Origin of the sequence: Halothece sp. PCC 7418 (assembly GCF_000317635.1) — a bacterium.
GTDB lineage: Bacteria > Cyanobacteriota > Cyanobacteriia > Cyanobacteriales > Rubidibacteraceae > Halothece.
Genome location: NC_019779.1, coordinates 3,328,990 through 3,352,890, shown reverse-complemented (window position 1 = coordinate 3,352,890; position 23,901 = coordinate 3,328,990). Strand labels below are relative to the sequence as shown.

The 23,901-nt window shown below is 42.8% G+C and carries 24 protein-coding genes; 5 read left to right on the top strand and 19 right to left on the bottom strand.

Features of this window, described 5'->3' with window-relative positions; all coding sequences use genetic code 11:
- Window positions 1-17: 17 nt before the first annotated feature.
- The 3 genes from PCC7418_RS15305 to PCC7418_RS15295 form a co-directional block, all read right to left on the bottom strand.
- A complete protein-coding gene (locus PCC7418_RS15305) occupies window positions 18-1,121 on the bottom strand; it encodes a mechanosensitive ion channel family protein (protein WP_015227097.1) in 1,104 nt (367 codons plus the stop codon).
- A gap of 102 nt (window positions 1,122-1,223) precedes the next feature.
- Window positions 1,224-4,430: an efflux RND transporter permease subunit gene (locus PCC7418_RS15300; protein WP_015227096.1), complete on the bottom strand. Its 3,207-nt coding sequence runs from the start codon at window positions 4,428-4,430 to the stop codon at window positions 1,224-1,226.
- Between the two features lie 95 nt (window positions 4,431-4,525).
- Window positions 4,526-5,890: an efflux RND transporter periplasmic adaptor subunit gene (locus PCC7418_RS15295; protein ID WP_015227095.1), complete on the bottom strand. Its 1,365-nt coding sequence runs from the start codon at window positions 5,888-5,890 to the stop codon at window positions 4,526-4,528.
- 165 nt (window positions 5,891-6,055) lie between these two features.
- Here PCC7418_RS15295 and PCC7418_RS15290 point away from each other — a divergent pair, with 165 nt between their 5' ends.
- Window positions 6,056-6,559: a PadR family transcriptional regulator gene (locus tag PCC7418_RS15290; RefSeq protein WP_015227094.1), complete on the top strand. Its 504-nt coding sequence runs from the start codon at window positions 6,056-6,058 to the stop codon at window positions 6,557-6,559.
- Window positions 6,560-6,566: 7 nt separating this feature from the next.
- On the opposite strand, the gene PCC7418_RS15285 is transcribed toward PCC7418_RS15290, so the two are convergent.
- From PCC7418_RS15285 to PCC7418_RS15255, 8 genes are all read right to left on the bottom strand, one after another.
- Window positions 6,567-6,761, bottom strand: a complete 195-nt coding sequence (locus PCC7418_RS15285; RefSeq protein WP_015227093.1) for a hypothetical protein — start codon at window positions 6,759-6,761, stop codon at window positions 6,567-6,569.
- A gap of 202 nt (window positions 6,762-6,963) precedes the next feature.
- Window positions 6,964-7,221 carry a sulfurtransferase TusA family protein gene (locus PCC7418_RS15280; protein WP_015227092.1) on the bottom strand — a complete coding sequence of 86 codons (258 nt, stop codon included), beginning with the start codon at window positions 7,219-7,221 and terminating at the stop codon, window positions 6,964-6,966.
- Window positions 7,218-8,360, bottom strand: a complete 1,143-nt coding sequence (gene dnaJ / locus PCC7418_RS15275; protein WP_015227091.1) for a molecular chaperone DnaJ — start codon at window positions 8,358-8,360, stop codon at window positions 7,218-7,220. Before dnaJ ends, PCC7418_RS15280 begins: the two co-directional genes overlap by 4 nt.
- A 106-nt stretch (window positions 8,361-8,466) precedes the next feature.
- Window positions 8,467-10,632: a molecular chaperone DnaK gene (dnaK, locus tag PCC7418_RS15270; protein ID WP_015227090.1), complete on the bottom strand. Its 2,166-nt coding sequence runs from the start codon at window positions 10,630-10,632 to the stop codon at window positions 8,467-8,469.
- The gene (locus PCC7418_RS20660; protein WP_171814921.1) at window positions 10,611-10,769 is read right to left on the bottom strand and encodes a hypothetical protein; all 159 of its coding nucleotides are present in this window, start codon (window positions 10,767-10,769) and stop codon (window positions 10,611-10,613) included. The genes dnaK and PCC7418_RS20660 overlap by 22 nt, the downstream gene beginning before the upstream one ends.
- Window positions 10,750-11,445 (bottom strand): nucleotide exchange factor GrpE, encoded by a 696-nt coding sequence (gene grpE, locus PCC7418_RS15265; protein WP_235620707.1) that lies wholly within the window; start codon window positions 11,443-11,445, stop codon window positions 10,750-10,752. The genes PCC7418_RS20660 and grpE overlap by 20 nt, the downstream gene beginning before the upstream one ends.
- Before the next feature lie 173 nt (window positions 11,446-11,618).
- A complete protein-coding gene (gene chlP / locus PCC7418_RS15260; protein WP_041596286.1) occupies window positions 11,619-12,839 on the bottom strand; it encodes a geranylgeranyl reductase in 1,221 nt (406 codons plus the stop codon).
- 161 nt (window positions 12,840-13,000) lie between these two features.
- Entirely contained in the window at window positions 13,001-13,567 is a 567-nt protein-coding gene (locus PCC7418_RS15255) for a DUF2854 domain-containing protein (protein ID WP_015227087.1), read from the bottom strand.
- A 67-nt stretch (window positions 13,568-13,634) separates the two neighbouring features.
- On the opposite strand from PCC7418_RS15255, the gene PCC7418_RS15250 reads away from it, so the two are divergent.
- Window positions 13,635-13,817 (top strand): hypothetical protein, encoded by a 183-nt coding sequence (locus PCC7418_RS15250; RefSeq protein ID WP_015227086.1) that lies wholly within the window; start codon window positions 13,635-13,637, stop codon window positions 13,815-13,817.
- On the opposite strand, the gene PCC7418_RS15245 is transcribed toward PCC7418_RS15250, so the two are convergent.
- Together PCC7418_RS15245 and speA are read right to left on the bottom strand one after the other, a co-directional pair.
- On the bottom strand, window positions 13,814-14,209 hold the full coding sequence (locus tag PCC7418_RS15245) for a response regulator transcription factor (RefSeq protein WP_015227085.1): 396 nt from the start codon (window positions 14,207-14,209) through the stop codon (window positions 13,814-13,816). The two genes, PCC7418_RS15250 and PCC7418_RS15245, sit on opposite strands and share 4 nt — an antisense overlap.
- A gap of 131 nt (window positions 14,210-14,340) precedes the next feature.
- The gene (speA, locus tag PCC7418_RS15240; protein ID WP_015227084.1) at window positions 14,341-16,359 is read right to left on the bottom strand and encodes a biosynthetic arginine decarboxylase; all 2,019 of its coding nucleotides are present in this window, start codon (window positions 16,357-16,359) and stop codon (window positions 14,341-14,343) included.
- A 246-nt stretch (window positions 16,360-16,605) separates the two neighbouring features.
- On the opposite strand from speA, the gene PCC7418_RS15235 reads away from it, so the two are divergent.
- Window positions 16,606-16,842, top strand: a complete 237-nt coding sequence (locus PCC7418_RS15235; protein WP_015227083.1) for a hypothetical protein — start codon at window positions 16,606-16,608, stop codon at window positions 16,840-16,842.
- 51 nt (window positions 16,843-16,893) lie between these two features.
- Here the strand turns inward: PCC7418_RS15235 and PCC7418_RS15230 are convergent, their stop codons facing one another.
- The gene (locus PCC7418_RS15230; RefSeq protein WP_015227082.1) at window positions 16,894-18,321 is read right to left on the bottom strand and encodes an NAD(P)/FAD-dependent oxidoreductase; all 1,428 of its coding nucleotides are present in this window, start codon (window positions 18,319-18,321) and stop codon (window positions 16,894-16,896) included.
- Between the two features lie 215 nt (window positions 18,322-18,536).
- Here PCC7418_RS15230 and PCC7418_RS15225 point away from each other — a divergent pair, with 215 nt between their 5' ends.
- Window positions 18,537-19,811, top strand: a complete 1,275-nt coding sequence (locus tag PCC7418_RS15225) for an ATP-binding protein (RefSeq protein WP_015227081.1) — start codon at window positions 18,537-18,539, stop codon at window positions 19,809-19,811.
- Here the strand turns inward: PCC7418_RS15225 and sodX are convergent.
- The 5 genes from sodX to PCC7418_RS15200 form a co-directional block, all read right to left on the bottom strand.
- The gene (gene sodX, locus PCC7418_RS15220; protein ID WP_015227080.1) at window positions 19,808-20,152 is read right to left on the bottom strand and encodes a nickel-type superoxide dismutase maturation protease; all 345 of its coding nucleotides are present in this window, start codon (window positions 20,150-20,152) and stop codon (window positions 19,808-19,810) included. The genes PCC7418_RS15225 and sodX overlap by 4 nt on opposite strands.
- 10 nt (window positions 20,153-20,162) lie before the next feature.
- Window positions 20,163-20,645 (bottom strand): OsmC family protein, encoded by a 483-nt coding sequence (locus PCC7418_RS15215; protein WP_015227079.1) that lies wholly within the window; start codon window positions 20,643-20,645, stop codon window positions 20,163-20,165.
- A gap of 69 nt (window positions 20,646-20,714) precedes the next feature.
- Complete coding sequence (locus PCC7418_RS15210) at window positions 20,715-20,999, bottom strand: hypothetical protein (RefSeq protein WP_015227078.1); 285 nt, start codon at window positions 20,997-20,999, stop codon at window positions 20,715-20,717.
- 114 nt (window positions 21,000-21,113) lie between these two features.
- Window positions 21,114-22,004, bottom strand: a complete 891-nt coding sequence (locus tag PCC7418_RS15205) for a LysR family transcriptional regulator (protein WP_015227077.1) — start codon at window positions 22,002-22,004, stop codon at window positions 21,114-21,116.
- 369 nt (window positions 22,005-22,373) lie between these two features.
- On the bottom strand, window positions 22,374-22,856 hold the full coding sequence (locus PCC7418_RS15200; protein WP_015227076.1) for a GNAT family N-acetyltransferase: 483 nt from the start codon (window positions 22,854-22,856) through the stop codon (window positions 22,374-22,376).
- Window positions 22,857-23,018: 162 nt separating this feature from the next.
- Here PCC7418_RS15200 and PCC7418_RS15195 point away from each other — a divergent pair, with 162 nt between their 5' ends.
- Complete coding sequence (locus tag PCC7418_RS15195) at window positions 23,019-23,807, top strand: class I SAM-dependent methyltransferase (protein WP_041596727.1); 789 nt, start codon at window positions 23,019-23,021, stop codon at window positions 23,805-23,807.
- Window positions 23,808-23,901: the final 94 nt, after the last annotated feature.

The window sequence follows — 23,901 nt, the reverse complement described above, 5'->3', positions numbered from 1 at the left end:
GTTCTTGCCATTTTTGATTATGTAGTAACCTGATCTTCTGCTTTTCCCCCTTGATTCACATAATGAACTTCTGTGGGATAAGCCATTTCAATATTTTCTGCTTCAAAACACTCTTTGATCGCAAAGTTAATTTTTTGTTGCGCGTCCATATAAGCAGTATAATCGGGCGTTTCCATATAATAAACCGTTTCAAAATTTAAGCTAAAGTCGCCATAAGAACTAAAATGACAACGATCAAAACGGGTGTTTTCTGTTTGCTCAACAATGGTTTGAATAGATTTAGGAATTGCTTGTAATTGCTCTAAGGTCGTTTCGTAAGTTACCCCAATGCTAAAAACAATACGGCGTTCTTCCATTCGCTTATAGTTATGAATGCGAGAACTCGTCAAATCACTATTCGATAAAATTAATTCTTCCCCACTCAAACTGCGGAGGCGAGTGGTCTTAATTCCAATCTGTTCGACTGTCCCAATGAGATCACCAACAATAATAAAATCCCCAATTTGAACGGGTCGATCGAGCAAAATAGAGAAATAACTAAAGAGTTCTTGAAACACGCCTTGTGCTGCTAAAGCAATGGCAATTCCACCAATCCCTAAACTTGCAATTAAAGCAGAAATGTCAAAGCCAAGGTTTCCTAATAAAAAGATGATGCCAATTGTCCAAGTGATAATCCTCAGTGCTGGGGAAAGAATAGCAATACTTTGTTCACGGGCTTCATCATCTTCTCCTTTTAACCAGTAAGTGGCTAACAAGTATTCAATAACATTACCAATAAATCGAATTCCGATAAAAGTTGCAATAATCAAGCCAACAACATCAATGGCTTGCTTAAGAATGGGATGTAATTCTAAATTGCTGATGCTAATATAAACGACTCCCAGATAAAGCAAGGGAATAATCGATTTTTGAAAGATTTTAATGAGACGGTTGTTGACTCCGATTTGAGACTTTTGAATCCATTTTCTGAGGCGTTTTATAATTACTCCTTTAATGATGAAGTTAATAATAAAAATACCAACCAGAAAGATTAGTAGAGCCAGTAAGTATTCATAAATAAAGTTATTTAAAAATTCGTAGTTTAAGAAACTTTCAATTTTTTGCTGTGCTTGTTGATCCATCAAAGAAGACTCCTCATCCAACAATAAACCCCCAAGATGGGGGTAAAAAATCAAGTTATAGCGTTTCTTAGTCTGTTGAGGTACAAATTGATTATGGGTAGTTTATCCGATTTTTCCATCAGTTTCATGAACCGAGGGCGTAACTTTTTCACTGGTTGTTATGGCGGAGAGAGATGTTTCTCCTTGTTGGGGATAACGTTCACCAAATACCCGCTCACCCAAGGTTTTTATAATCATATACAAGATGGGGACAACAAATAAACTGAGGAATGTCGCAACAAACATTCCCCCAAAAACCGCCGTTCCCAAGGATTGACGACTTGCTGAACCCGCACCACTAGCGATGACTAAAGGAAAAATACTACTCAGGGTAGAAATCGCTGTCATAATAATTGGACGAAGACGTTTTTGCGCTGCAACGATCGCGCTTTGAGTAATGGTTAATCCCAACTCCCGCAACTGATTGGCAAATTCTACAATTAAAATTGAGTTTTTACTCGCCAAGCCAATGAGCATCACTAACCCAATTTGCGTATAAATATCATTGGATAACCCCCGTAATGACTGCGCGGTCAACGCACCCAACACCGCTAAGGGAACCGACATCATAATAATCATCGGGTCAACATAGCTTTCGTATTGCGCTGCTAACACCAGAAAGACAAAAACTAAACCTAAACCAAAGATAAGCGGGGCTTGTCCTCCCGATTGAATTTGTTCTAGGGAAGTTCCCGACCATTCATAGCCTAAACCTGGGGCTAGGGTTTGCGCTGCTGCTTGTTCCATTGCAGCTAGGGCTTCCCCAGAACTCGATCCAGGTGCAGCTTCCCCATTAATTTCAATGGAACGGAAACCATTATAGTGGTTAATGCTTTGTGCACCGATTGTTTCCGTCACGCTAACTAAATTTCCCAAAGGAATCATCTGATCGTTATTAGACTTAACGTAAAGTTGATTAATTTCTTCAGGATTATCCCGAAACTGACCATCCGCCTGCACATACACGCGATAATTACGGCGATTCATGGTGAAATCGTTGACATAGCGCGAGCCAAAATAAGTTTGCAGCGTGTTGAAAATATCATTAATATCCACCTGTAGAGCCTTCGCGCGATCGCGATCGACATTTAACTCTAAAATCGGCGTATTAGCAGCAAACCGACTAAACGCACCAGCAATGTCAGGATGTTGATTCGCAGCCCCCAGTAAAGGGCCCATACTGTTCACAAATTCATTAATATCTAAGTTACCACGACGGTCTTGTAATTGGAACTGAAACCCGCCAAAACTACCCAATCCACGAATGGCTGGCGGATTTACAGGAAACACATTGGCTTCTGGCAAACTCATTAATTTCCCTCGCACCTGATTAATAATGGCACTGACGGATTGAGAGGGCTGAGTTCGTTCTGACCAAGGAATTAACGGAGTAAAGATCACCCCTTGGTTAGGAGTATTCCCGCCAAAGGCAAAGCCTCCCACCGCAAAGGTTGCTCGTACTTCTGGAATATTGAGATAGTATTGCTCAATTTGTTCCATGACATCGCTGGTATATTGCAACGATGCCCCTTCTGGCCCCTGGACAATGGTAATAAAATAACCTTGGTCTTCTTGGGGGAGAAAGGCTTTTGGCACTTGCTGATAGACCCATCCTGTCAACACCAGTAGCGCCACAAACCCCGCTAAAATAAAAAATTTAATACGACCGAAGAAAATAATCAGCCCTCGATAGCCTCGTTCCAATGCTCCTAAAAAATTATTAAACCAACCAAAAGCAATGGCAAGGACTCCCTGACTGGGCATTTTTTGCCGAAGTAACAAACCTGATAGAGTCGGGGTGAGAGTGAGGGCATTAAACGTGGAAACCGCGATCGCGAAGGCAATGGTTAAGGCAAACTGGCGATATAACGCCCCCGTTGTCCCAGGGAAGAAAGCAACGGGAATAAACACCGCCATTAAAACCAAAGAAGTCGCAATCACCGCCCCCGTTAACTCCCGCATCGCCACCATCGCAGCTTGGGCGGGAGGATAAGCATCATCTTGAATTTTACGGCTGATATTTTCGACCACAATAATGGCATCATCCACCACCATCCCTGTAGCGAGGGTAATCCCAAACAAGGTTAAGCTATTGATGGAAAAACCAAATAATTTGACAAAAGCAAACGTTCCAATTAAAGAGACGGGAATGGTAATCGCAGGAATCAGTGTCGTGCGCCAATCTTGTAGAAAAACATAGATAACTAAAATCACCAAAACCACCGCTTGCAGAAGGGTTTGCACCACACTAATCATGGACTGTTGCACAAAGTCGGTGGTATCAAAGCCAATATCATAACTCATCCCAGAGGGAAACTCTTGGGAAAGCTCTTTCATTCTTGCTTTTACTCCCCGCGCCACATCAAGAGCATTACTTCCTGGTTGCTGATAAATCCCTAAGCCAACCGCTTCATTCCCCCGAAAGCGCAAGAAGGAACTATAATCTTGAGCGCCTAACTCTGCTCGTCCCACATCTTTGAGTTTAATCAGTGTCCCGTTATCTTGGGTGCTAATAATTAAATCTTCAAACTCAGCAACGGTTTCCAAACGAGTATCCGCCCGTAAGCTAATTTGAAACCGTTGATCCCCTGGGACTGGCGGTTGTCCCACTTGACCCGCACCCACTTGAATATTTTGTTCTTGTAGCGCGTCAATGACATCTTGGGCGACTAAATTTCGACTCGCTAAACGGTCGGGATTCAGCCAGATCCGCATTGCATATTTCCGTTCCCCGAAAATTTGCACATTCCCCACCCCTTCCACTCGTTCTAAGGCATCAACCAGATAGAGATCAGCATAATTGCTCAAGAAAATATTGTCATATTGGTCATTTTCGCTAAAGAGTCCAAACCCCATCAAAATCGTGTTGGATTCTTTACTCACTTCCACGCCATTTTGAATCACAGGTTGCGGTAAAGAGGGTTCAGCTTGGGAGACGCGGTTCTGCACATCAACTGCAGCAATATCTTGGTTCCGACTGGCTTCAAAGGTAACGGTAATGGAACTAACCCCGCTATTCGTGCTACTGGAACTCATGTAGCGCATACCATCAATGCCATTAATTTCCCGTTCTAAGACTGTTGTTACCGTTTCTTCAACGGTTTTGGCATCAGCCCCAGTATAAGTGGCACGAACACTGACCTGTTTGGGGCTAATATCAGGATATTGCGCCACGGGAAGCAAGGGAATACAAATCACTCCCACGATTAAAACAATCAGGGAACAAACCGTGGCGAAAACAGGACGTTTAATAAAGTAGTTGACAAACATTGGTTTTGTTATTTGTTATTGGTCATTAGTCATTAGTCATTAGTCATTGGTCATTAGTCATTGGTCATTAGTATTAAACAACAAAGGACAAAAATTCACTGGTCACTGTCTTCTTGTGGCATAATGGGCGCACCGTCGGACAAATTAAGAATTCCAGAGGTGATGAGGGTATCGCCAGGTTGTAAACCAGAAATGACTTGATAGTTGTTCCCTTGAATTGCTCCCAGTTGCACGGGTTTTTGCTTGGCAATCAGTTGGTCTTCTGCTTCTGATGGTTGGGCGACAAAGGCAAAGGTTTGCCCTCCTAAGCGAGATACAGCAGTAGTTGGCATTAAGACCCCTGTTTTTTCTTCCCAAATCACTCTAGCTTGCACAAATTGATCATCTTTTAGCTTGCCATCAGGGTTTTTGAACACCGCTTTGGCTAAAACTGCTTGTGCTTGCATATCTACTTGCGGAGAAATAAAGTTAATTCTTCCTGTCTTTAAGGGTTGCTCACGATTCGCAGTGACAAGTTCAACGGTGAGTCCTTTTTGTAGTTGATCCGCTTGTTCGATGGGAATGCGTAAATTGAGTTCTAAAACATTATTCTGACTGATCACCGTCAAATCATCTTGATTGCGAGCTTGTAAATACTCGCCAATTTCAGCGTTGATATCACCAATGGTTCCGTTAATAGGAGAAACAACCAGCGTGTCTTTGAGATCTTCTTGCACCGCTTCTAATTCTGCTTGCGCCCGATTTAATGCGGATCGTTCTTGGTCTAGGCGCGATCGCGCTGCATCGACTTGTTTTTGCGCTGCTTCTAATCGAGACAAAGCAGATTCGCGATCGCGCTGCACCCGATCCAATTGTTGTTGCGCCTGCGCCCCCTCTTCCACTAAAAATTGCGTTCGCTGATATTCTTCATTTTGCAAGTTCACTTCTGATCGCGCACTTCTCACATCCGCTTCGGCTGCTGCGAGTTCGGCTTCTGCGGTACGGACAGCCGATCGCGCTGCATCCACATCGGCTTGCGCCCGATTTACTTCCGCTTGACTACGCTCAGCACTTAACTGGAGAATGGGAGTCCCTTTTTGCACTTCTTCACCCGATTCCACAAAAATTTCTGTGACTCGCCCATCGGTCTCGGCTTGTAAAGCAACTCGCTCTTTTGCTTCTAACGCGCCCACAAATTGAGAACTTTGAATTAAGGGACTGGCTTGTAATTTTTCTAATTTGACAGGTGTCGGTTGAGAACCTCTTGATTGCGCCACAGCAGGAGGAGAAGAGGGGGTCAATAATTGTCGTCCACCCCACACCGCACCCCCTAAAATCGCTATAACACCAAGCGCGTAGAGCGAAGCTCGTGTCGCAGACATCGCGCCTTTTTGCCAAGGTTTCTTTGATTCAGCAGACAGCGACGATTGTTCCGATGGCGCGGGATCGGTTTCGAGGGTTGAATCATTCGATTGTGACATAACTTTTACTTATTAATGAAAGCCTTTTTAGTTTTTAAATGTAAAGGGTAAAGCCAACCCCTAGCTTCTTTCCCAGGAGAGAGGAAAATCACTGTTGTTTTCCCGATTCTTAAATAAAAATAAAATTATCCCTTTTGTTTGTTAGTATAACAGACTGATATATTAATGTTGGAATTAGCGACCCTCGGATTGCTCCAAAAAGAACCGTTACACGGCTATAAACTGAAGCAGCAATTAGAACAGTTTATTAGTGGCTGTATTAGTGTCAATTATGGCGCGATCTATCCTTTGCTGAAGCGTTTAGAAAAACAAAACTTGCTCACCCTCTCGATGAGTGAAGGGGAAGCAGGAGGGAAACGAAAAATTTACGCCATTACGGAAAAGGGAAAGGCGCGGTTTCAAGAAAAAATGCTAGAACACCCCAAAGAAAGTTGGGTGAATGCGCGATCGCGCTTTATGGTCAAATTTGTCTTTTTCAGTCATCTGCACCGACAACAGAGAATCGAACTGATCGAACAGCGTCTCACGGTTTGTCGGACTCGTTTAGAGGAGCAACAGTGCCAATCTATACCAGATGACCATTACATTGCTAACGCCTGTAATCGTTATCTTCAGGTCATCCAAGATGAGATGGACTGGTTGCAAGTCCAACTCAACAAGGAAACATGAGGCTTCATTATTGCAGTTTGTCTCCCAAAAAAGGGGTCGCAATGACCAACACCTTCACTAGCAAGGGAGCAAACCATAAGCCTGATAGCACACAAACAATAGCAACGAAGCCTGCTGCAATTTTCAACATTTCTTCTTTCGTGTTGAAGTAACAATAAACAGCAGCAACTCCAGCAATTAGAGCCAGTATCAGAGGTATCATCTTCTATCTTACGCTCGGTTGTTCTTAATTCAAGGGACAATAATTTTAGCGCAATAGCATCAATAATGTTGATGATGATGCTAAGTTTTCGTTATTGCTGTTAGGAATTATAGCACTGGGATCGGAATTGAGCGACCAATTGCCCAAGAATCTACCGAGAGAGGGACTTAAGCCTGATATAGCTTACCCGCTCACCTGCTTTTTAACGTCGTACCCGAAGAGCAAAAAACTCACCGCGATCGTCGAGACTTTCGATAGGATAGCCTTCCATCTTGAGACTATCAGGAACTTGCTCGATCGGCTCTCCTGGGTCTAACCAAACTTCTAGCAAAGCTCCAGCCTCCATTTGCTCTAATCGGAGTTTCGTCCGCACAAAATTAATGGGACAAGGGGTCCCGCGCAAATCTAGTTCAGCATCAGGAACCGATTGTGAATTGGTAGAAGAAATTGACTGACTCATCCGCCAAACACCCGTCCTAAAAATCCTTCCAAGCCACCTTTCCCAGTGCTTTCCCCCTTAATTTTTGCTAATTTTTCCAGCAATTCTCGTTCTTCTGCATTCAAGCGGGTGGGAATTTCCACATGAATGGTAATTAATTGATCCCCTCGACTAACAGGGTTTCCCAGTTTCGGTACGCCTTTTCCTTCCAAAGTCAAAACCGTATCTGGTTGTGTTCCTGCTGGGATATGTAAATCTTCTTCACCATCGACTGTATTCACCTGTAAGCGACAGCCTAAAATCGCTTGTAAATAGCTGACGGTAATTTCAGAATGAATATTGAGCCCATCCCGCTTAAACTCGGGATCAGGTTCGACATTCAAATAAACATATAAATCACCTGGAGATCCATTGCGTAACCCCGCATCTCCTTCTCCAGAAACCCGCAACCGTGTCCCATTATCAACGCCTGCTGGAATCGAAATTTTTAGTTTTTTCGTTTCTCGTTTGCGACCAGCACCGCCACAGCTTTCGCACTTCTCTTCAATCACGCGCCCTTCGCCATTACAAGTGGGGCAAACCGAGACTTGAGCAAAACTGCCAAATGGGGTGCGAGTTGCCCGTCTCACTTGTCCGCTGCCGGAGCAAGTTGAACAAGTGCTAGCACTGCTCCCTGGTTTCGCGCCACTGCCTTCACAGGTTTCACAGGTTTCAAGGTGAGGAATGCGAATTTCTTTCTCACCCCCAAATACGGCTTCTCGGAACTTAATTTTCAAGTCCAGCCGTAAATCATCACCGCGAGTGGGTCCAGTGCGACGGCGTGTTGAGCCTCCAGCAGCAGCACCGCCAAACCCGCTAAAGATCGTTTCAAAGATATCGGCAAAGCCACCCATATCGGTAGCAAAGTCTTGGTAACTCGCACCGCCAGCACCGGCCCCTGCGCCAACGCCTGCTTCACCAAAGCGGTCATAACGCGCCCTCATTTCTGGTTCAGATAGAACTTCGTAAGCGCGATTAATTTCCTTAAATCGTTCTTCTGCTCCCTCTTCTTTATTCACATCTGGATGATATTGTCGTGCTAGACGACGGTAAGCACGCTTAATATCTTCTTTACTTGCATCGCGGGAGACTCCTAAGAGTTCGTAATAATCGGCAGCCATAGAGCAGTCGTTGAATATATAGAGTTGATCTTAATAATTATGTCTTTTTTCGAGAGTAGCAAGTGTTGCCAAAAGGCTTCAATAATGATGATCATTTTAACCCTTGTTATTCCACCGCCTCATAATCATCAGTTGAGGCTTCCTCTTCTTCATCAAAGTCTTCAAAGGGGTTAAAGTCTTCATCGTCGAGATCGAAGTTCGTCTGGGAATTGTCACTTGCATCTCCTAAATCTATCTCATCATGGGAGGAGGTAGCAACATCTGAACCTTGTGTGTGATCATTATACGTGCTAAACACAGCTTCCAGTTCGAGGTTATCATTATTGACTGTTCCCTCTGGTTGGGTGGAGAAGGCAGCATTGGACTCTTGAGAATTTCCAGTTTCCCTAGTCATCTCTTCTTCTCCCACTGTCTCATAATCCCTTGCGGAAGATTTGCTACTGCCTTGACTATAAACTTCTGATCCCATGCTTAATACAGCTTGTCGATAGTCTTCAAGGCGAGTTTGAATGACTCCCAATTCAACATTGGGATCTTCAAGTATCGCCATCAGTTCTTCTTTCTTCTTATTCGCAGTGGCTTTTACTTTTTGTGGAATTAAGCCTTGATTATCTTTGAGAGTGGCTTCATGGCTATAGAATAGGCTATCGGCTTGGTTACTAAGTTCGATCCGTTGCATCCGTTTGCGGTCTTCGTCCGCATATTGTTCGGCTTCTTGCTGCATACGCTCGATTTCTTGTTGAGACAGCCCCCCTGTTTCTTTAATAACAATGCCTTGTTCACGCCCAGTGCCTTTATCTTCTGCGGATACTTTCAAGATGCCATTGACATCAATATCAAAGCTCACTTCAATTTGGGGTACGCCTCGGGGAGCAGCAGGAATCCCTGTCAGCAGGAACTTACCAAGGGTTTTATTATCATTTGCCATCGCCCGTTCCCCTTGTAAAACATGAATTTCTACAGAGGTTTGTCCATCACTGGCAGTAGAAAACACTTGTGACTTACTGGTGGGAATGGTCGTATTACGCTCGATTACTTTTGTAAATACTTCTCCAAGGGTTTCAATGCCTAAAGAAAGGGGAATGACATCTAAAAGTAATAAATCTTCTACTTCTTGCTCTTGCCCCAACACCCCACCTTGAATCGCAGCACCCAAAGCAACAGCTTCATCGGGGTTAATCGAGCGATCTGGTTCTTTGCCATTAAAAAACTTTTTCAAGGCTTCCTGAACCTCAGGAATGCGAGTTGACCCGCCCACCAGTAAGATACGATCAATTTGGTCAACACTAAGTCCAGAATCTTCAATGGCTTGCTTGAGGGGATCAATTGTTTTTTCCACCAAGGGACGAGAGAGTTCATTGAACTTGGCTCGGCTTAAGTTTAACTTTAAATGTTTCGGACCAACCTCCCCTCCTCCTTTACTAAAAGCAGTAATAAAGGGTAAATTAATGGAGGTAGTTGGGCGCGTCGAAAGTTCGATTTTGGCCCGTTCTGCTGCTTCCCGCAAACGTTGCATTGCCATTTTATCTTCATTAAGATTGATGCCTTCTTGCGCTTGAAATTCTGAGAGCATCCACTCGACAATGACATTATCAAAATCATCTCCTCCGAGATGGTTGTTCCCCGCCGTTGCTTTCACTTCAAACACCCCATCTCCCAGTTGCAGGATGGAAACATCAAGCGTACCACCGCCTAAGTCATAGACCAGAACCTGCTCTCTTTGTTCTTGCTTATCGAGACCAAAGGCAAGGGCTGCTGCTGTGGGCTCATTGATAATTCTCATCACATTCAAACCCGCGATCGTCCCTGCGTCTTTAGTTGCCTGACGTTGGGCATCGGTGAAATAGGCGGGAACTGTAATCACTGCTTCGGTTACCGTCTCGTTGAGATAGGCTTCGGCTCCCGCTTTCAGGGTTTGTAAGATCATAGCGGAGAGTTCTTGGGGCGTGTATTGTTTGCCCCAACATTTCACATCCACCGTTTTATCTCGTCCAGGAACACAGTGGTAAGAAACTCGGTTGCGCTCTTGCTCGGTATCTTCCCAGCGTCGTCCAATAAACCGCTTGATGCTATAAATCGTATTTTCTGCATTGGTTACGGCTTGTCGTTTCGCCAGTTGACCCACTAACCGCTCCTTTTCTTTGGTAAAAGCAACAATGCTAGGGGTTGTGCGTCCTCCTTCTACATTCTCAATAACAAGGGGTTTACCGCCTTCTAAAACAGCAAAGCAACTGTTGGTGGTGCCGAGATCTATACCAATAACTTTTCCCATGAGTCTTGGAGATGGATGAGGGTTTTCAAACGTAAGTGATGATTGAGAGGTTGCTCGGAAGATGTTCCCCCTGCAACGAGGGAAACCAGCCAAGACTTAGGATCATCTGCTCTGGAATTAAGCGGGTTGCTCTTCATTATCATTTTGGGAGTTTTCCTCAGCCTCATTACTTGGCTCAGGTGCTGCTGCCACTTTGACCATCGCATGACGCAACACTCCATCTCCCAGCATATATCCTGATCTTAATTGTTCAATTACTGTTCCTTCTGCATATTCACTACTCGGCTCTCGTAGCATGGCTTCGTGGTAGTAGGGATCAAAGGGTTCTCCTTCGGGGCGCATTTTAGACACACCAAGACTTTTGAGCGCTTCTACCAGTTGTTTATAGACCCCTTGATAACTTTTATGAATATTTTTTTCCCCTTCGGTGGTGGGTTTAATTTGCGATCGCGCTCGTTCAAAATTATCAACAATCTCTAGAATTTTCGATAAGGTTTCCCGCTTCTCGTTTTGTTTAATCTCTTCTTTTTGGGTTTCGCTACGACGGCGGAAGTTTTCAAAGTCTGCAGCCAACCGTTTCGCCTGGGCAGTTACGGCTTCCCGTTGTTGCGTTTCTTGTTCTAATTTTTGTTGTAGGGCTTGAATTTCCCCTTGTAATTGCTCTGTATTGGCTGATTCTTCCCTTGGTGGGGCTTCTTGTTCTGTCTCCCCTTCTACTGGTTGAGCATCGGCGACTTCCGCCGTGACAGGTTGCTGGTCATCTGTTTCCCCATTGACATTTGGGGTTGCTTGGGGAGTTTCATGATTTGTCATTGGATCTTGTTGCTCGTCAATCATAGTCGATTTTTTTTCACACTCTATCGCATTCTAGATTAACAGGTTTCATTCTTTTCTCTCTTCATGCAACAGGTTCGGTTTTAACAACAAAAAACCAGCATCTCAGTAACATTGGATGCTGGTCAGGATTAAGATTTGAACAATTTCAGTTAAGGGGCGAGAGCGTGTCCTCGCAGTAAGCTACCGACGGTTTTTGCGGTAATTTTCATTTGCACAAGGGGATTGCCAGGGGTAACGGTTTTATAAAGATAGCTATCAAAAGTCATCTTTTGCACATCTTTATCGGAACACATTTCGACAAAGGCTTCCCGACTGGCATCAGACCGATAGAAGACTCGTTGTAATAAGTCTAATACCAGATAGGTCATGCCATACTGTTTATCCCAGCGTTTGAGATAGAGTTTTAAGTCTTTTTCGGTGGGAACGCGCTGTCCATTTTTGGAGGTTTCAACAATGGTTTCGGCGCACATCCGAGCGGATTTCGCTGCAAAATAGATTCCTTCTCCAGAAGATTTAGTAACGGTTCCAGCAGCATCTCCCACTAATGCAACACGACCGCGCACCCGATGGGGACGAGGATGTTCGGGGATGGGATGGGCTTCTACCTTAATGATTTCGCCACCTGTGATACGTTCTGCTGCACGAGCGCGAATGCCAGCTTGGAGGTCTTTAATTTTTGCCTTATTGACCTTCATGGTGCCAGTTCCCACGGCAACGTGGTCAAATTTGGGGAAGACCCACGCATAGAAGTCGGGAGACACATCATCCCCAACATACATCTCTGCGAGTTCTTCATAGTAGCCCATTTTTTCTTCAGGAATGCGAATCCGTTCTTGGAACGCGATCGCGTAGTTATAATCTCCTGCATCAATGGCTTTGGCTACCCGTGAGTTTGCGCCATCTGCACCAACGACTAAATCCACTTGCAGGGTTTTTGCAGTTCCCACTGAACTGCCATCCGAGTGATCTGCATAGTGCAGGGTATAAGGTTCATTCTCGCTTTGCGGTAACTCTAAGCGATGGACGGTTCCATTAATTAAATTTGCCCCGAGTTTCGCAGCACGATTTCTTAAAAAACCGTCAAGGACTTCTCGACGGCACATTCCAATATATTCGTCTTTGTTTTCTAAATTAATATCAACCGTGACATTAGAGGGCGAGATCATTTTCATTTTTCTCACCCGACGATCAATAATTTCGGGCGGAAGATCAAACTCACTCACCATGCAGAGGGGAATTGCCCCACCGCAAGGCTTCGCATTGTCCAGTTTCCGTTCAAATAGATACGTTTCGATTCCTGCTTTGGCTAATACTTCTGCCGCAGACGATCCCGCCGGTCCTGATCCGACAACAGCAACCCTTAACACCAAGGTTTATCTCCTCTACTTGACTATTTATTACTCACTTTTGGCATCCTACCACGGGTTTTTTCAGGATTTCCCCCTCAACCCTGTGATTGAGGAACATTTTGAAACACTCTTTAACACTGTTCAAACAAATCTTCACATTTCTTGATGAGTTGCGGTAATGTTTATGCTTCTTCATGGGAAACTTGAGGATCAGCAATCAGGGCTAACTCTACCCAATCGGTTTCAGGCTGACTCAGTTTTGCCCGAATATTGGGCCCAAAAAACCGTTCAATTTTGTCGTGTTTGTCTTGCCAAGTCTCCCAAGCCACCAAGGAGGATTCAAACTCTAAAATTAGGGCATACGCCCCATCAATCGCTTCTTCTCGCAGCCCGCTTAAAATGGGTCGTTCTTCATCGGTGGGGCTGAGTCCGAGGCGTTCTAACGATTCTTCCAAGTGTACTTGTTGTCCGTACCGATAACGAGTCACGTCCTTTCGGATCTGGTCTTGGGTGGGGGTAGCTTGTTCTTCCCGCAGTTTAACCACTTCTGGCGGGGTTTCTTTTGTGTAAGGGGTCGGTTTGAGTTCCGCAGCTTTCAGGGCTAATCCGCCTAAAAAAACAGGAATTCCGTAAAAAAAACCTGCTAAATTCAGGGTGGCATTTCCAGCGCCATAGGCAACAAAGCCAACAATGGCGAGTGCGCCCCCAATAATCATGCCCCATTTTCCTAAAGAGATTTGACCGAGCATCTTGACATCATGGTGTATTGAGCATTTATAGTCTATCTTAGAGGTGTGTCAGGAAGATAGTTGGGTTATGGATAAACAAACGCTCATTGAACGAATTCGTAACATTGAAAGCAAGCGCGAGGTTTTGGTTGACCTCATGGAACAACCCAACATTGGGAGTTTGCGCCTAGATGTCAATCAGGCTTTAGAAGAATTGGATGATTTACTGGAAGAGTTTAAGGAAACGTTTCCCGAGGCACAAGAAAACTAATGCTGGTTTCCTAGTTGTTTGATGAGACTGACTAGTTCTTCGGTTGGCGTTTCTTTACTGCAAAAGGCATCAATGGGGGCTGATTGCGCGATCGCCTCCGTTTTTGCGTTTTCTAAAGAAGAGTAAGCAATGATCTGGGCTTGGGGATGATCTTTTTTAATGGCTTTAGAAGCCCCTAACCCATCCAGAATCGGCATTTGTAAATCCATGACCAACACATCAGGACAATGTTGTTTTGCCATTTCTAGGGCTTCTTGTCCGTTAGAGGCGGTTCCGACAAGAGTAATGGCTTCTCGCGCCGAGAGAACCAGTTGCAAGGTATAGCGAGTTAGTTCATGATCATCGGCGACAAGGACACGGAGAGTTTGTTGCTGTGTGGCTGGCTTACTCAAGGTTTACTGGGGGTGTTTACTTACTTCCAACAGTATGATTTTAAGCAGTTTTGCTGTCACGTTTCCTCTGTCATCCGAGAGAAGTCTCTTGTGAGCACTTTAACAGTCGGTCGTCAGATTCAGATTGACAACTAAGGAATGCACGATTCCTGATCATTGGCTTTGAGATAAGTATAATTAGCTAACCCTTGTTGATAATTATTTAACAAACGACGTGACTCAGCTAAGGAAATTAAGTTTTTCTCTAGAGCCTGTTCGGTATGACGGCGGAGGTTTTCGAGTAATTCCTCACTAGAGTATTGGGTTTGGGCAAGCACTTCTGTAATGGTATCACCGCGAACCAATTGTTCAATTTTATAGCCTTTTCCATGGGTGCGAATATGAACCACATTTGTATCACCAAATAAGTTATGAAGATTGCCCATGATTTCTTGATACGCGCCTACTAAAAACATTCCCAGATAATAGGGTTGATTATTGTCTAGGGGATGCAGTTCTAAAAAGTCTTTTGGCTTCTGCCCTTTCGGGTTAATAAATTGGCTAATTTTGCCGTCACTATCACAAGTTAAATCAGCAAGAATGGCTCGTTTACTGGGGGGTTCATTGAGGCGATGAATGGGCATAATAGGAAAGAGTTGATCAATTGCCCAATGGTCAGGTGCTGATTGAAAAATCGAGAGATTAATATAATAGATTGAGGTGAGAATATTAGCAATGGACTGTAATTCTTCATTGATCGTTTCTTGATGTTTAATAATTTCAAAAACTTTTGCACAACAAGCCCAGTAGAGTTGTTCGGCTCTCGCTCTTTCTTTTAAGCTAAGATAGCTAAAGTTAAATAAGCTAATTGCTTCTTGTTTAAATTGAATCGCATCGTGATAATATTCTTGGTAGTTTTCTTCGTTAATCAGGGCGTAAGTTTCCCACAAATTACGAATAATTAAATGTTCTTCTTCTTCAATGACTGGCGGTGGTGTGACTGGGGGTTCATTACTTCCTAAAACATCAAAAATGAGTACCCCTTGATGAGACGCGATCGCGCGACCACTTTCACTAATCAGGGTGGGAACTTTAATCTCGGCTTGGTCACAGGCTTCTTTCACTTCTGCAACAATATCATTAGCATAATTCTGCATATTGTAGTTTTTGGAAGCATTATTTTTCTGCGTTTTTGACCCGTCATAGTCAACGGCTAAACCGCCACCCACATCCAGATAGTTTAAGTTTGCGCCTAAATTTGTCAATTCAACATAAATTTGTGCTGCTTCGCGGATGGCTTCTTTAATCACACGAATGGAAGAAACTTGTGAGCCAATATGAAAATGAAGCAGTTGCAAACAGTCTAATTTGTTATAAGATTTTAGGGTTTCAACGGCTTGTAGAATTTGCCAAATGGTTAAACCAAACTTTGCGCGATCGCCAGTAGAACTGCCCCATCTTCCTGTTCCGCGAGTGCCTAATTTTGCCCGAATTCCAATAGCAGGATAAATCGCTAATTCTTCACTAATTGCTTGAATTAATTCTAGTTCTTCTAACTGTTCCACAACAAGAATTGTTTCATAGCCTAACCGCCGAGACAGTAAGGCAGTTTCAATATATTCGCGATCTTTATAGCCATTACAAATTAGAAGAGAAGATTGGGCTTCTTTCTCACTGATTTGGAGGGGATTTAGAGTCGCTAAGGCAATCATTAATTCAGGCTTTGATCCAACTTCTAAACCAAGTTGATGAGGGGTTCCGCATTTCACTAAAGACTCGACTAAATGACGATGTTGATTACATTTAATGGGAAAAACACCACGATAACTTCCTTGATAGTTGTAACGAGAAATCGCGCGGTCAAAACAAGCATAAAGACGCTCTACGCGATCGGCTAAAATTTCAGGAAAGCGGATTAAAATCGGGAGTCCAATATTGCGTTTTCTAAGGGCGGTTACCAGTTCATATAAATCTAAAGATGTGCCGCGATCACCCTGTGGGGAAACGGTAATATGTCCCGCGCGATTAATAGAAAAATAAGGATCGCCCCAGCCTTGAATCTGATAAGTTTGTTCACTATCTTCAATTGTCCAACTCTGGGAAGAGGATGAGTGATTTTCGGATTCAGTGTTTTGTTCGAGTGAGGAAAAAGACTGGGGTTGAACAGACATCGTAAAATTAAACTGTTAGCGACAACAATTTCTGATCTTAGACATTAGAGTCTGAAATGGGTAGTCATAAGATGTTACACCTCGTAGGGTGGGCAATGCCAACCCTACTTAGGGCTTGTTGAATTACTACAAAATGAACCACAGAGTCACAGAGAACACAGAGAATGGAAGCACTTGGACTGTTACTTCCAATCTGAGAGATGGTATTACGAATGAATGAGAACTGCTATAGATGGAGGAAATTTTATGAAAAACACCACCCCTGATCCAGCCGAACCGATGGGAGAAGTCACAATTGTTAATGATTTTCTCCCCTCACCAGAGGAGTTAGTTCCTAAGAAAAATACAGTACGAGTGACAATGGAATTTACAAGGGAAAGTATTGAATTTTTTAAGCGTGAAGCAGAACGTCATAATGCTTCCTATCAAGCGATGATTCGGAATCTTGTCGATGCTTACGCTAAACAGCAGCAAGATGGCTAAAATCCTGAAGAAATTAGGCTTGAAGGTGTTGCAAATTCCCTGTGAGTCAAGTTAACCTATTGAACGCAGAAAACTGAATAATTTTCGTAAGGTATTTTGTAAAAACTTGTTTTTGGCGTAATTGCGTTTCTTCAGTTGTAACGCTGCTTTGCTGTTAACTTCTGAGAGTGTCGGATAAATATGAATCATTCCCGTTAATGCAGAAATGGGTAACTTATTTTTCATCGCTAAAATAACTTCATGGATCAATTCTCCTGCTGATGATCCGACGATATGCGCCCCTAAAATTTGTCCTTTTGGGGTGGTGATAAACTTAGCAAAGCCTGCGGTTGTTCCTTCTGCTTGTGCGCGATCAACGTCTGAAAATTCTTGTTTTAAAACTTCTATTTTGTCGCCATATTGTTGTCTGGCTTGGCCTTCCGTTAACCCGACATGGGCGAGTTCAGGATCAGTAAAGGTTGCCCACGGAATCACCCGATAGTCTGCTTTTGCGGAAGGGAAAAAGAGCGCATTTTGAATAATTACTGCTGCTTCATAACCTGCAACGTGCGTAAATTGATAACCGCCAATAACATCACCACAGCCATAAATGCGCTTGTTAGACGTTTGCAGTTTTTGATTAACAATCACGCCTTTTTCGTTATATTGAACTCCTGCTGCTTCTAAATTAAGGGAATCAATATTAGGAATACGTCCCGCAGACACTAAGATTTCATCAACAATAATTTCTTTCTCTCCTACCGAAAGATGTTTTTTCCCATCAATCACTTCCACTTTTTGCGCCCTTGTATTATTCAGAATCGTGACACCATCCGCTTTCATTTGTTCTTCTACAATTAAGGTAGCTTCTGGATCTTCTTTCGGGAGAATCTGATCACGGCTGGAAATGATTGTCACTTGTGTTCCTAAACGATGTAAGGCTTGACCTAATTCACAACCAATAGGACCACCACCAATCACTGCTAGAGATTCAGGACGGTTTTTGAGAGAAAAAACTTGTTCATTGGTGATAAACCCCGCTTCTGCAATCCCTTCCACTGGGGGAACTTTGGGACGAGATCCTGTAGAAATAACAAATGCACGGGCGGTTAACTCTCGTCCATTCACGGTAAAGGTTTTTTGATCTTGAAATTGACCTTCCCCGAAAATCACTTCAACGCCTAAACTTTCAAACCGTTCTGGGGAATCATGGGGTTGGATGGTACTAATCACTTTTTGCACATGACCCATGGCTTCCGAGAATTGAATATCGGGAGGTGTTGTGTAAACCCCAAAGCGGTCACTGGTTTTGACGGTATGGGCGACTCGCGAAGCATGAATGAGAGATTTACTGGGAACACAACCAAACCAAAGACAATCCCCACCAAGGCGATCTTTCTCCACAAGGGCAACTTTGGCGTTGAGTTGGGCAGCAGCACTGGCGACGACTAATCCCCCAGATCCCCCACCAATAATAACAATATCGTAATCGACTGCCATTGTTCTTTTCTCCGTTATGATTGATCCAGTTAGCTTTATTAGAAACGATAGAACTTAGTCGTTGCTGAGAATGGATTAAATTGATATAGTACGACACGCTGAAGAAAGGGGAAAGGGGGAAAGATAGGGGATGAACAAAGACCAGTGACCAGTGACCAAATAACTCAAATAACTAATGACCAATGACTAATGACTAATACCCAATAACAAAATTTATGTCTGTTTATCCGTCTCGTCCTTCTGCCAGTTTTTTATTACAACAAGCTGCGTCTTTACTGTTGTATCAGTCGGTGTTAGCCGATGAGGTAGGACAAGCCTTTCTTGAATTATTACAGAGATTAAAAGAACAGCGCGATCGCGCCCTTTGTCTGCAAGCCTATGGGACTTGGTTTAAAGCCCTCGCAACCAGTCAGCAAAGTTGGGAAGATTATCTAGTACAACGCATTCTCTACGATGACAATCCCTTTTCGCAACAAGTCCAGTCAACCCCGTTAGAAAAATTACCACCCGCATTAGTCAAAGCTGCACAAGTGGATCTCAAATCCCTCCAAGAACTGTATCATTGTGGAAGCGACACTCTGAGTCGTTGGGTGCAATCCGGTTGTCAACTCAATCATACGCTTATTCCTTGGGAAAAACCCATTGCAACGGATCATTTTCTCCATCACCAAGACGATTGGCAATCTGTGCTTCCGCAACTGGCGAGTCACTATAAAACCTATGGCTGTGGAAAATTTGCCCAGTATCGGGCGTTTACATGGCAACAGGGAGAATTAATGGGTATTTCTCACCCTGATCCGATAAAAACAACAGAAATCTTCGGTTATGATTGGCAAAAAGAAAAGCTGCTGCAAAATACTCAATTCCTCTTACAAGGTTACTCTGCACTGAATGTTCTCCTCTACGGAAGTCGCGGATCGGGAAAATCGTCACTGGTAAAAGGGTTATTAAATGAATATGCGGAAGATGGATTGCGTTTGGTAGAAGTTCCCAAATCAGAATTAAAGAATTTACCCTTGATTTTAGAACAGGTGCGGGATTTGCCTCAAAAGTTTATTATCTTTGTGGATGATTTGTCGTTTGAAGAAGATGACGACTCGTTTAAGGCGTTAAAAGTGGTTTTAGAAGGAAATATCACCGCGCGATCGCGCAACGTTGTAGTTTATGCGACTTCCAACCGCCGTCACCTGATTCGAGAGTTTTTCGAGGATCGTCCGCGTCCTAGCGATCAAGATGAAGTCCATGCCTGGGATACAGTACAGGAAAAATTATCGTTCAGCGATCGGTTTGGGTTAACCTTAACTTTTGAACCCCCCAACCAAGACCGCTATCTGGAAATTGTCCATCACTTGGCTAAAATCGCCCAAATTCCCCTCTCACAAGACGATTTAGAATTTAGAGCAAAACAATGGGCAAAACGCCATAACGGGCGGTCTGGGCGCAGCGCAAGGCAATTCATTGACTTTTTACAAGGGGAACTCAGCATTTAACCAAAGCGACAAGTCACACGCCCAATAATATGTTCTAATTTTACACTGCCAAAACTTCTGCTATCAGTGCTTTCTTGCGGGTTATCTCCCATTAAAAAATAATCTCCTTCTTCGGAAATGGAAGTGACACGCTTGATTAATTGTAAGTTCTTTTCGGTGGGATGATAAGCAACAACAAGATCCCCCACTTCTAGCGGTCGAGTTTGACTAATTTTTGGGTTAATTAAAACTTCTTCTTCGGGTTTGAGTAAAGGAAGCATCGAGTTTCCCCTGACCCGAAACCGCCTCCGTTTTCTAAGTAGCCACAGCAAAAATTCTTTTAAGGTAATATCTGGCAACATTGAGCTTAGTTTAAACTGATTCTAATTCGATTAAAGGCTCACATTTTACCGAAAAATTAACCGAGTTGGCAATAAAACAATAGTCATGGGCTTGATGATGCAACTGTTTTGCTCGTTCAATTTTATCTGGAGATTGAATTGTAACCAAAGGTCTGAGAATGACCTCACTAAAATAGCCCTTTCCTTCTGGAGTTTGGATCATGGTTCCCACGGGTTGATCAATATAACCAGTGACAATAATTGATGAATCCGCACAAAAATGTAAGTACCAAAGGAGATGACAAGCCGATAGAGAAGCAACTAATAATTCTTCTGGATTATACAGACTCGGATCTCCTAAAAAAGCTGGATCAGCAGATCCTTGCAATGCAGGTTTATTATCAATTTTAATTTCATAACATCGCTGATAACTTCGATAATTAGCTGTTCCTTGACCTTGATTTCCCTTCCAAGTAACTTGCGCGGAGTAGTGATGTACTTTTTCTTGTTTCATGATTATCAATCCTCCAATTATAATGATGGGTTAGGTTGAATTGATTGATCCCAACCCATTTTTGGGAAACTATTGGTAATAGCGCTGGTCTAACCACATTCTTACTTCTAATTCTGACGTAAAAGTGGCTTTTAGGTTACGATACGGATCATACACTTCCCAGAATATTTCTCCATGACGATTGGTTTTCTTCCAAACTTTTGGTTCTGGTGGTTGCGTTAAATAACGGACGAAATCCTGCCATAATTGATGTAAGGTAAACTTAAGACTGGATAGTTTCTCTTTTGCTTGAGGATAGGGAATAATTTGATGAGAAACTAAAACTTTTTCATGTAAGACACGACCCCGTTTCATTATTTATTTCTCCTGAAAAGATGTATTTTTTGTTTCTAAATTCACTCTAAAGTCAATTTCGGGAGAGATCAAAAAGTAATCTGCATCTATTCCATGAGTAAAATTGATACTAGCTTAATGTTTAAAGTCTCGTAGGGTTTCTAGGAACGCATAGGTGGCGGGTGTGTGCATCGCATCTTTCCGCATCGCCACATGAATCACACGCTCTAGGGGAATTGGTAAGTGATAAGCGCAAATTGAATCTGGAATGGGTTCTGCAGCTAAACGAGGAAGAATTGCAGCCCCTAAGCCTTGCTTGACTAAACTAATGATGGTAGAGTCTCCCCGAATTCTATACGCTACTTCTAAAGGGATTTCTTTGTCTTGAATATAAGGATTAATATGTTTAGAACAACTTTGACTATTGGGCAGAATTAACGGAAAACTTGCTAATTCTTCCCATGTCAGCTTTTCTACCTTTTCAGGAATGACCGTATTGGGAGGAAGCAAAACAATATACTCATCTCTGAGTAGTTCAAAGCAATCAAAATTTTGTGGATTCAGTAAATCGCTTAAGCTAATATCAGCACTTCCTTGATGTAAGGCTTGTTCTAATTCGGTCGCTTCTTCATACTCAGCAATACTGACCTTAATGTTCGGAAATTGAGCGCGAAATTGGACTAAAATTTCTGGAATAATGTTTGTTGCAAGACTGCGAAAGGTTGCAATGCAGACACTTCCACCATCTAACCCTTTGGCGTGTTGAGCAGTACTTACAATGTCAGAAATACTGCTAAAAATGGTTTCTGCGTGCTTAACAATTTGTTCTCCTACGGCTGTTAGTTTTGCCCCATGTCGCCCTCGATGCAGCAGTTGCACTCCTAATTCTTCTTCTAAGGACGCGATCGCGTGACTAATGCCAGATTGTGAAACATTTAAGTCTAAAGCAGCTTGACTAAAATTCTGATGTTGAGCAACTGCAACCAAGGCACGCAACTGAGAAATCTTGATATTGGGCAAAGTCATGATTCATCCTTGCTGTTTTTGACGCTGATGGCGCTTAATCGTAATTTGAATATAGCGTTTGCATTGGGCAAAGTCTTTTTCTTCAGGTTCGGTTTGTTGCCAATTTTCTCCCCCTTAAATTTATCGCACAAGTCCTGAAAGCCTTTTGGGGCAGTTAATTGATACTTCTTTCTTACTTTTTGACGAATTAATCAGAAAAAAGAGTCATGAAATCTCTCCCACCCCCCATCTCCCAATCTCCCCATTTCCCCACAGGGGAGTTGATTTTAAAAGAATGAAACGACCCTAGGGGGCTAGGGGGGATAATTTACAATTGATTTAGGATTGCTATGGTAGAGACCAATCGCTTTGTAAAGATAATTTAATTTCTCAAAGATATTTTTCCATAAGGTAATTGCTGAAGGTTTCCCCACGACGACTAACGATTTGTGGTTTCACCACAGAAAACCCCATTTTTTCAAAGAAAGGTTGAGCCGTAATACTTGCTGCTGTCACTAAGCGAGTGAGTTGTAGTTGAATGGCTTGGTTTTCAATAGTTTGATAAAGTTGGCGACCGACACCACACCCTTGATACTGATAATGACAGTAAAAACAGTGGATATCCCCATTTGCTTCTAATTCAGAAAAGCCAAGAATTGTTCCTTTCCAATCAGCAACATAGGTGAAATATTTTGAACATTCTGTTGCCCAATTGCGGAAATAAATCTGATCGGGAGCCCATGCTTTCACTTGAGAAAAAGAATAATCTCGGCGGTTAATATTGCGAATTGTATCGTGAAAAAGTTGCGCGATTTGTTGGGCATCACTAGATTGAAAACGCCTAATTTGGTATTCAGGAATTTTAGAAGACATCTTAAAATATGATATGATACAGCATTGAATCTAATTAACCTTGCTTTTCTTTGTCTGGTCAAAATAATGCTTAAAATCCATCATATCACTCATCTATTCAAGAAGTTTTTGAGGACGTTTTTTCCCGAAGTGAGAGCCCAAAAAACTGATGAAGAAGAACCCATGGAAATTTTAGACGAATATGTGCGATCAGAGCCCAGCCATCAGAATATTATAGAGATCTTCAACGGAGAATGGTCATCCCAACTTCCTGACGACTTGGGTTTGGTGACACAACCAGGTACAGCCAGACTCTTTGAAGACAGTCGCGTTGTCTGGGCAGAACAAGTTTTTGGCAACTTCTCTAATTGGAAAATACTAGAATTGGGGCCTCTTGAAGGTGGACATTCTTATATGTTTCAGAATAGAAATGCTAGCAAGGTTATATCTATTGAAGCTAATATACGTGCTTTTTTGAAATGCTTATCTATTAAAGAAATCTTGAATCTCGATCAGGTAGAATTTAGATTGGGTGATTTTATGCTCTTTCTTGAAAAGGATGATTCAAAATACGACATGGTTTTTGCTAGTGGGATTTTGTATCACATGGAGAATCCTGTTAAGTTGCTAAAACTCATCTCAAGAGTGTCTGACAGATTATTTATTTGGACTCATTACTATGACCAAGAGATTATCTTAAATAGAGAAGAGTTAAGAGATAAATTTAGTCCCCTCAGTTTATTAAAATATGAGGGCGTTTCTTATGAATACTCTACTCAGTCGTATCAGAATGCTTTAGGCTGGTCAGGTTTCTGTGGTGGTCTCGAACCAACAAGTAAATGGTTAACTCGAGATAGCATAATAAAAGCGTTGAGCAACTTTGGATTTGTCGATATAGAAATAAATTTTGAACATCTTGATCATCCCAATGGGCCTGCATTTGCTATATGTGCTAAAAAAGCAAATGCCTAAGCCAACCAGAAACCAAGTCAATGGCTAAGCAGGTGTTGAAGTGTGGTGGGTAAAAGAAACTTGCAAGGGCGATTGCTTTTGGCAGCGAGCTTCC

Bases quoted from the DNA above. Each gene is read 5' to 3' on its own strand.
- PCC7418_RS15305 (WP_015227097.1), bottom strand. From the start codon at position 1,121: ATGGATCAACAAGCACAGCAAAAAATTGAAAGTTTCTTAAACTACGAA.
- PCC7418_RS15235 (WP_015227083.1), top strand. From the start codon at position 16,606: ATGAAAAACACCACCCCTGATCCAGCCGAACCGATGGGAGAAGTCACA.
- PCC7418_RS15230 (WP_015227082.1), bottom strand. From the start codon at position 18,321: ATGGCAGTCGATTACGATATTGTTATTATTGGTGGGGGATCTGGGGGA.
- PCC7418_RS15200 (WP_015227076.1), bottom strand. From the start codon at position 22,856: ATGTCTTCTAAAATTCCTGAATACCAAATTAGGCGTTTTCAATCTAGT.
- PCC7418_RS15210 (WP_015227078.1), bottom strand. From the start codon at position 20,999: ATGAAACGGGGTCGTGTCTTACATGAAAAAGTTTTAGTTTCTCATCAA.
- PCC7418_RS15290 (WP_015227094.1), top strand. From the start codon at position 6,056: ATGTTGGAATTAGCGACCCTCGGATTGCTCCAAAAAGAACCGTTACAC.
- speA (WP_015227084.1), bottom strand. From the start codon at position 16,359: ATGTCTGTTCAACCCCAGTCTTTTTCCTCACTCGAACAAAACACTGAA.
- PCC7418_RS15205 (WP_015227077.1), bottom strand. From the start codon at position 22,004: ATGACTTTGCCCAATATCAAGATTTCTCAGTTGCGTGCCTTGGTTGCA.
- PCC7418_RS15195 (WP_041596727.1), top strand. From the start codon at position 23,019: ATGGAAATTTTAGACGAATATGTGCGATCAGAGCCCAGCCATCAGAAT.
- PCC7418_RS15295 (WP_015227095.1), bottom strand. From the start codon at position 5,890: ATGTCACAATCGAATGATTCAACCCTCGAAACCGATCCCGCGCCATCG.
- PCC7418_RS15300 (WP_015227096.1), bottom strand. From the start codon at position 4,430: ATGTTTGTCAACTACTTTATTAAACGTCCTGTTTTCGCCACGGTTTGT.
- PCC7418_RS15250 (WP_015227086.1), top strand. From the start codon at position 13,635: ATGGATAAACAAACGCTCATTGAACGAATTCGTAACATTGAAAGCAAG.
- sodX (WP_015227080.1), bottom strand. From the start codon at position 20,152: ATGTTGCCAGATATTACCTTAAAAGAATTTTTGCTGTGGCTACTTAGA.
- PCC7418_RS15215 (WP_015227079.1), bottom strand. From the start codon at position 20,645: ATGAAACAAGAAAAAGTACATCACTACTCCGCGCAAGTTACTTGGAAG.
- PCC7418_RS15280 (WP_015227092.1), bottom strand. From the start codon at position 7,221: ATGAGTCAGTCAATTTCTTCTACCAATTCACAATCGGTTCCTGATGCT.
- dnaJ (WP_015227091.1), bottom strand. From the start codon at position 8,360: ATGGCTGCCGATTATTACGAACTCTTAGGAGTCTCCCGCGATGCAAGT.
- PCC7418_RS15225 (WP_015227081.1), top strand. From the start codon at position 18,537: ATGTCTGTTTATCCGTCTCGTCCTTCTGCCAGTTTTTTATTACAACAA.
- grpE (WP_235620707.1), bottom strand. From the start codon at position 11,445: ATGACAAATCATGAAACTCCCCAAGCAACCCCAAATGTCAATGGGGAA.
- PCC7418_RS15285 (WP_015227093.1), bottom strand. From the start codon at position 6,761: ATGATACCTCTGATACTGGCTCTAATTGCTGGAGTTGCTGCTGTTTAT.
- dnaK (WP_015227090.1), bottom strand. From the start codon at position 10,632: ATGGGAAAAGTTATTGGTATAGATCTCGGCACCACCAACAGTTGCTTT.
- PCC7418_RS20660 (WP_171814921.1), bottom strand. From the start codon at position 10,769: ATGAAGAGCAACCCGCTTAATTCCAGAGCAGATGATCCTAAGTCTTGG.
- PCC7418_RS15255 (WP_015227087.1), bottom strand. From the start codon at position 13,567: ATGCTCGGTCAAATCTCTTTAGGAAAATGGGGCATGATTATTGGGGGC.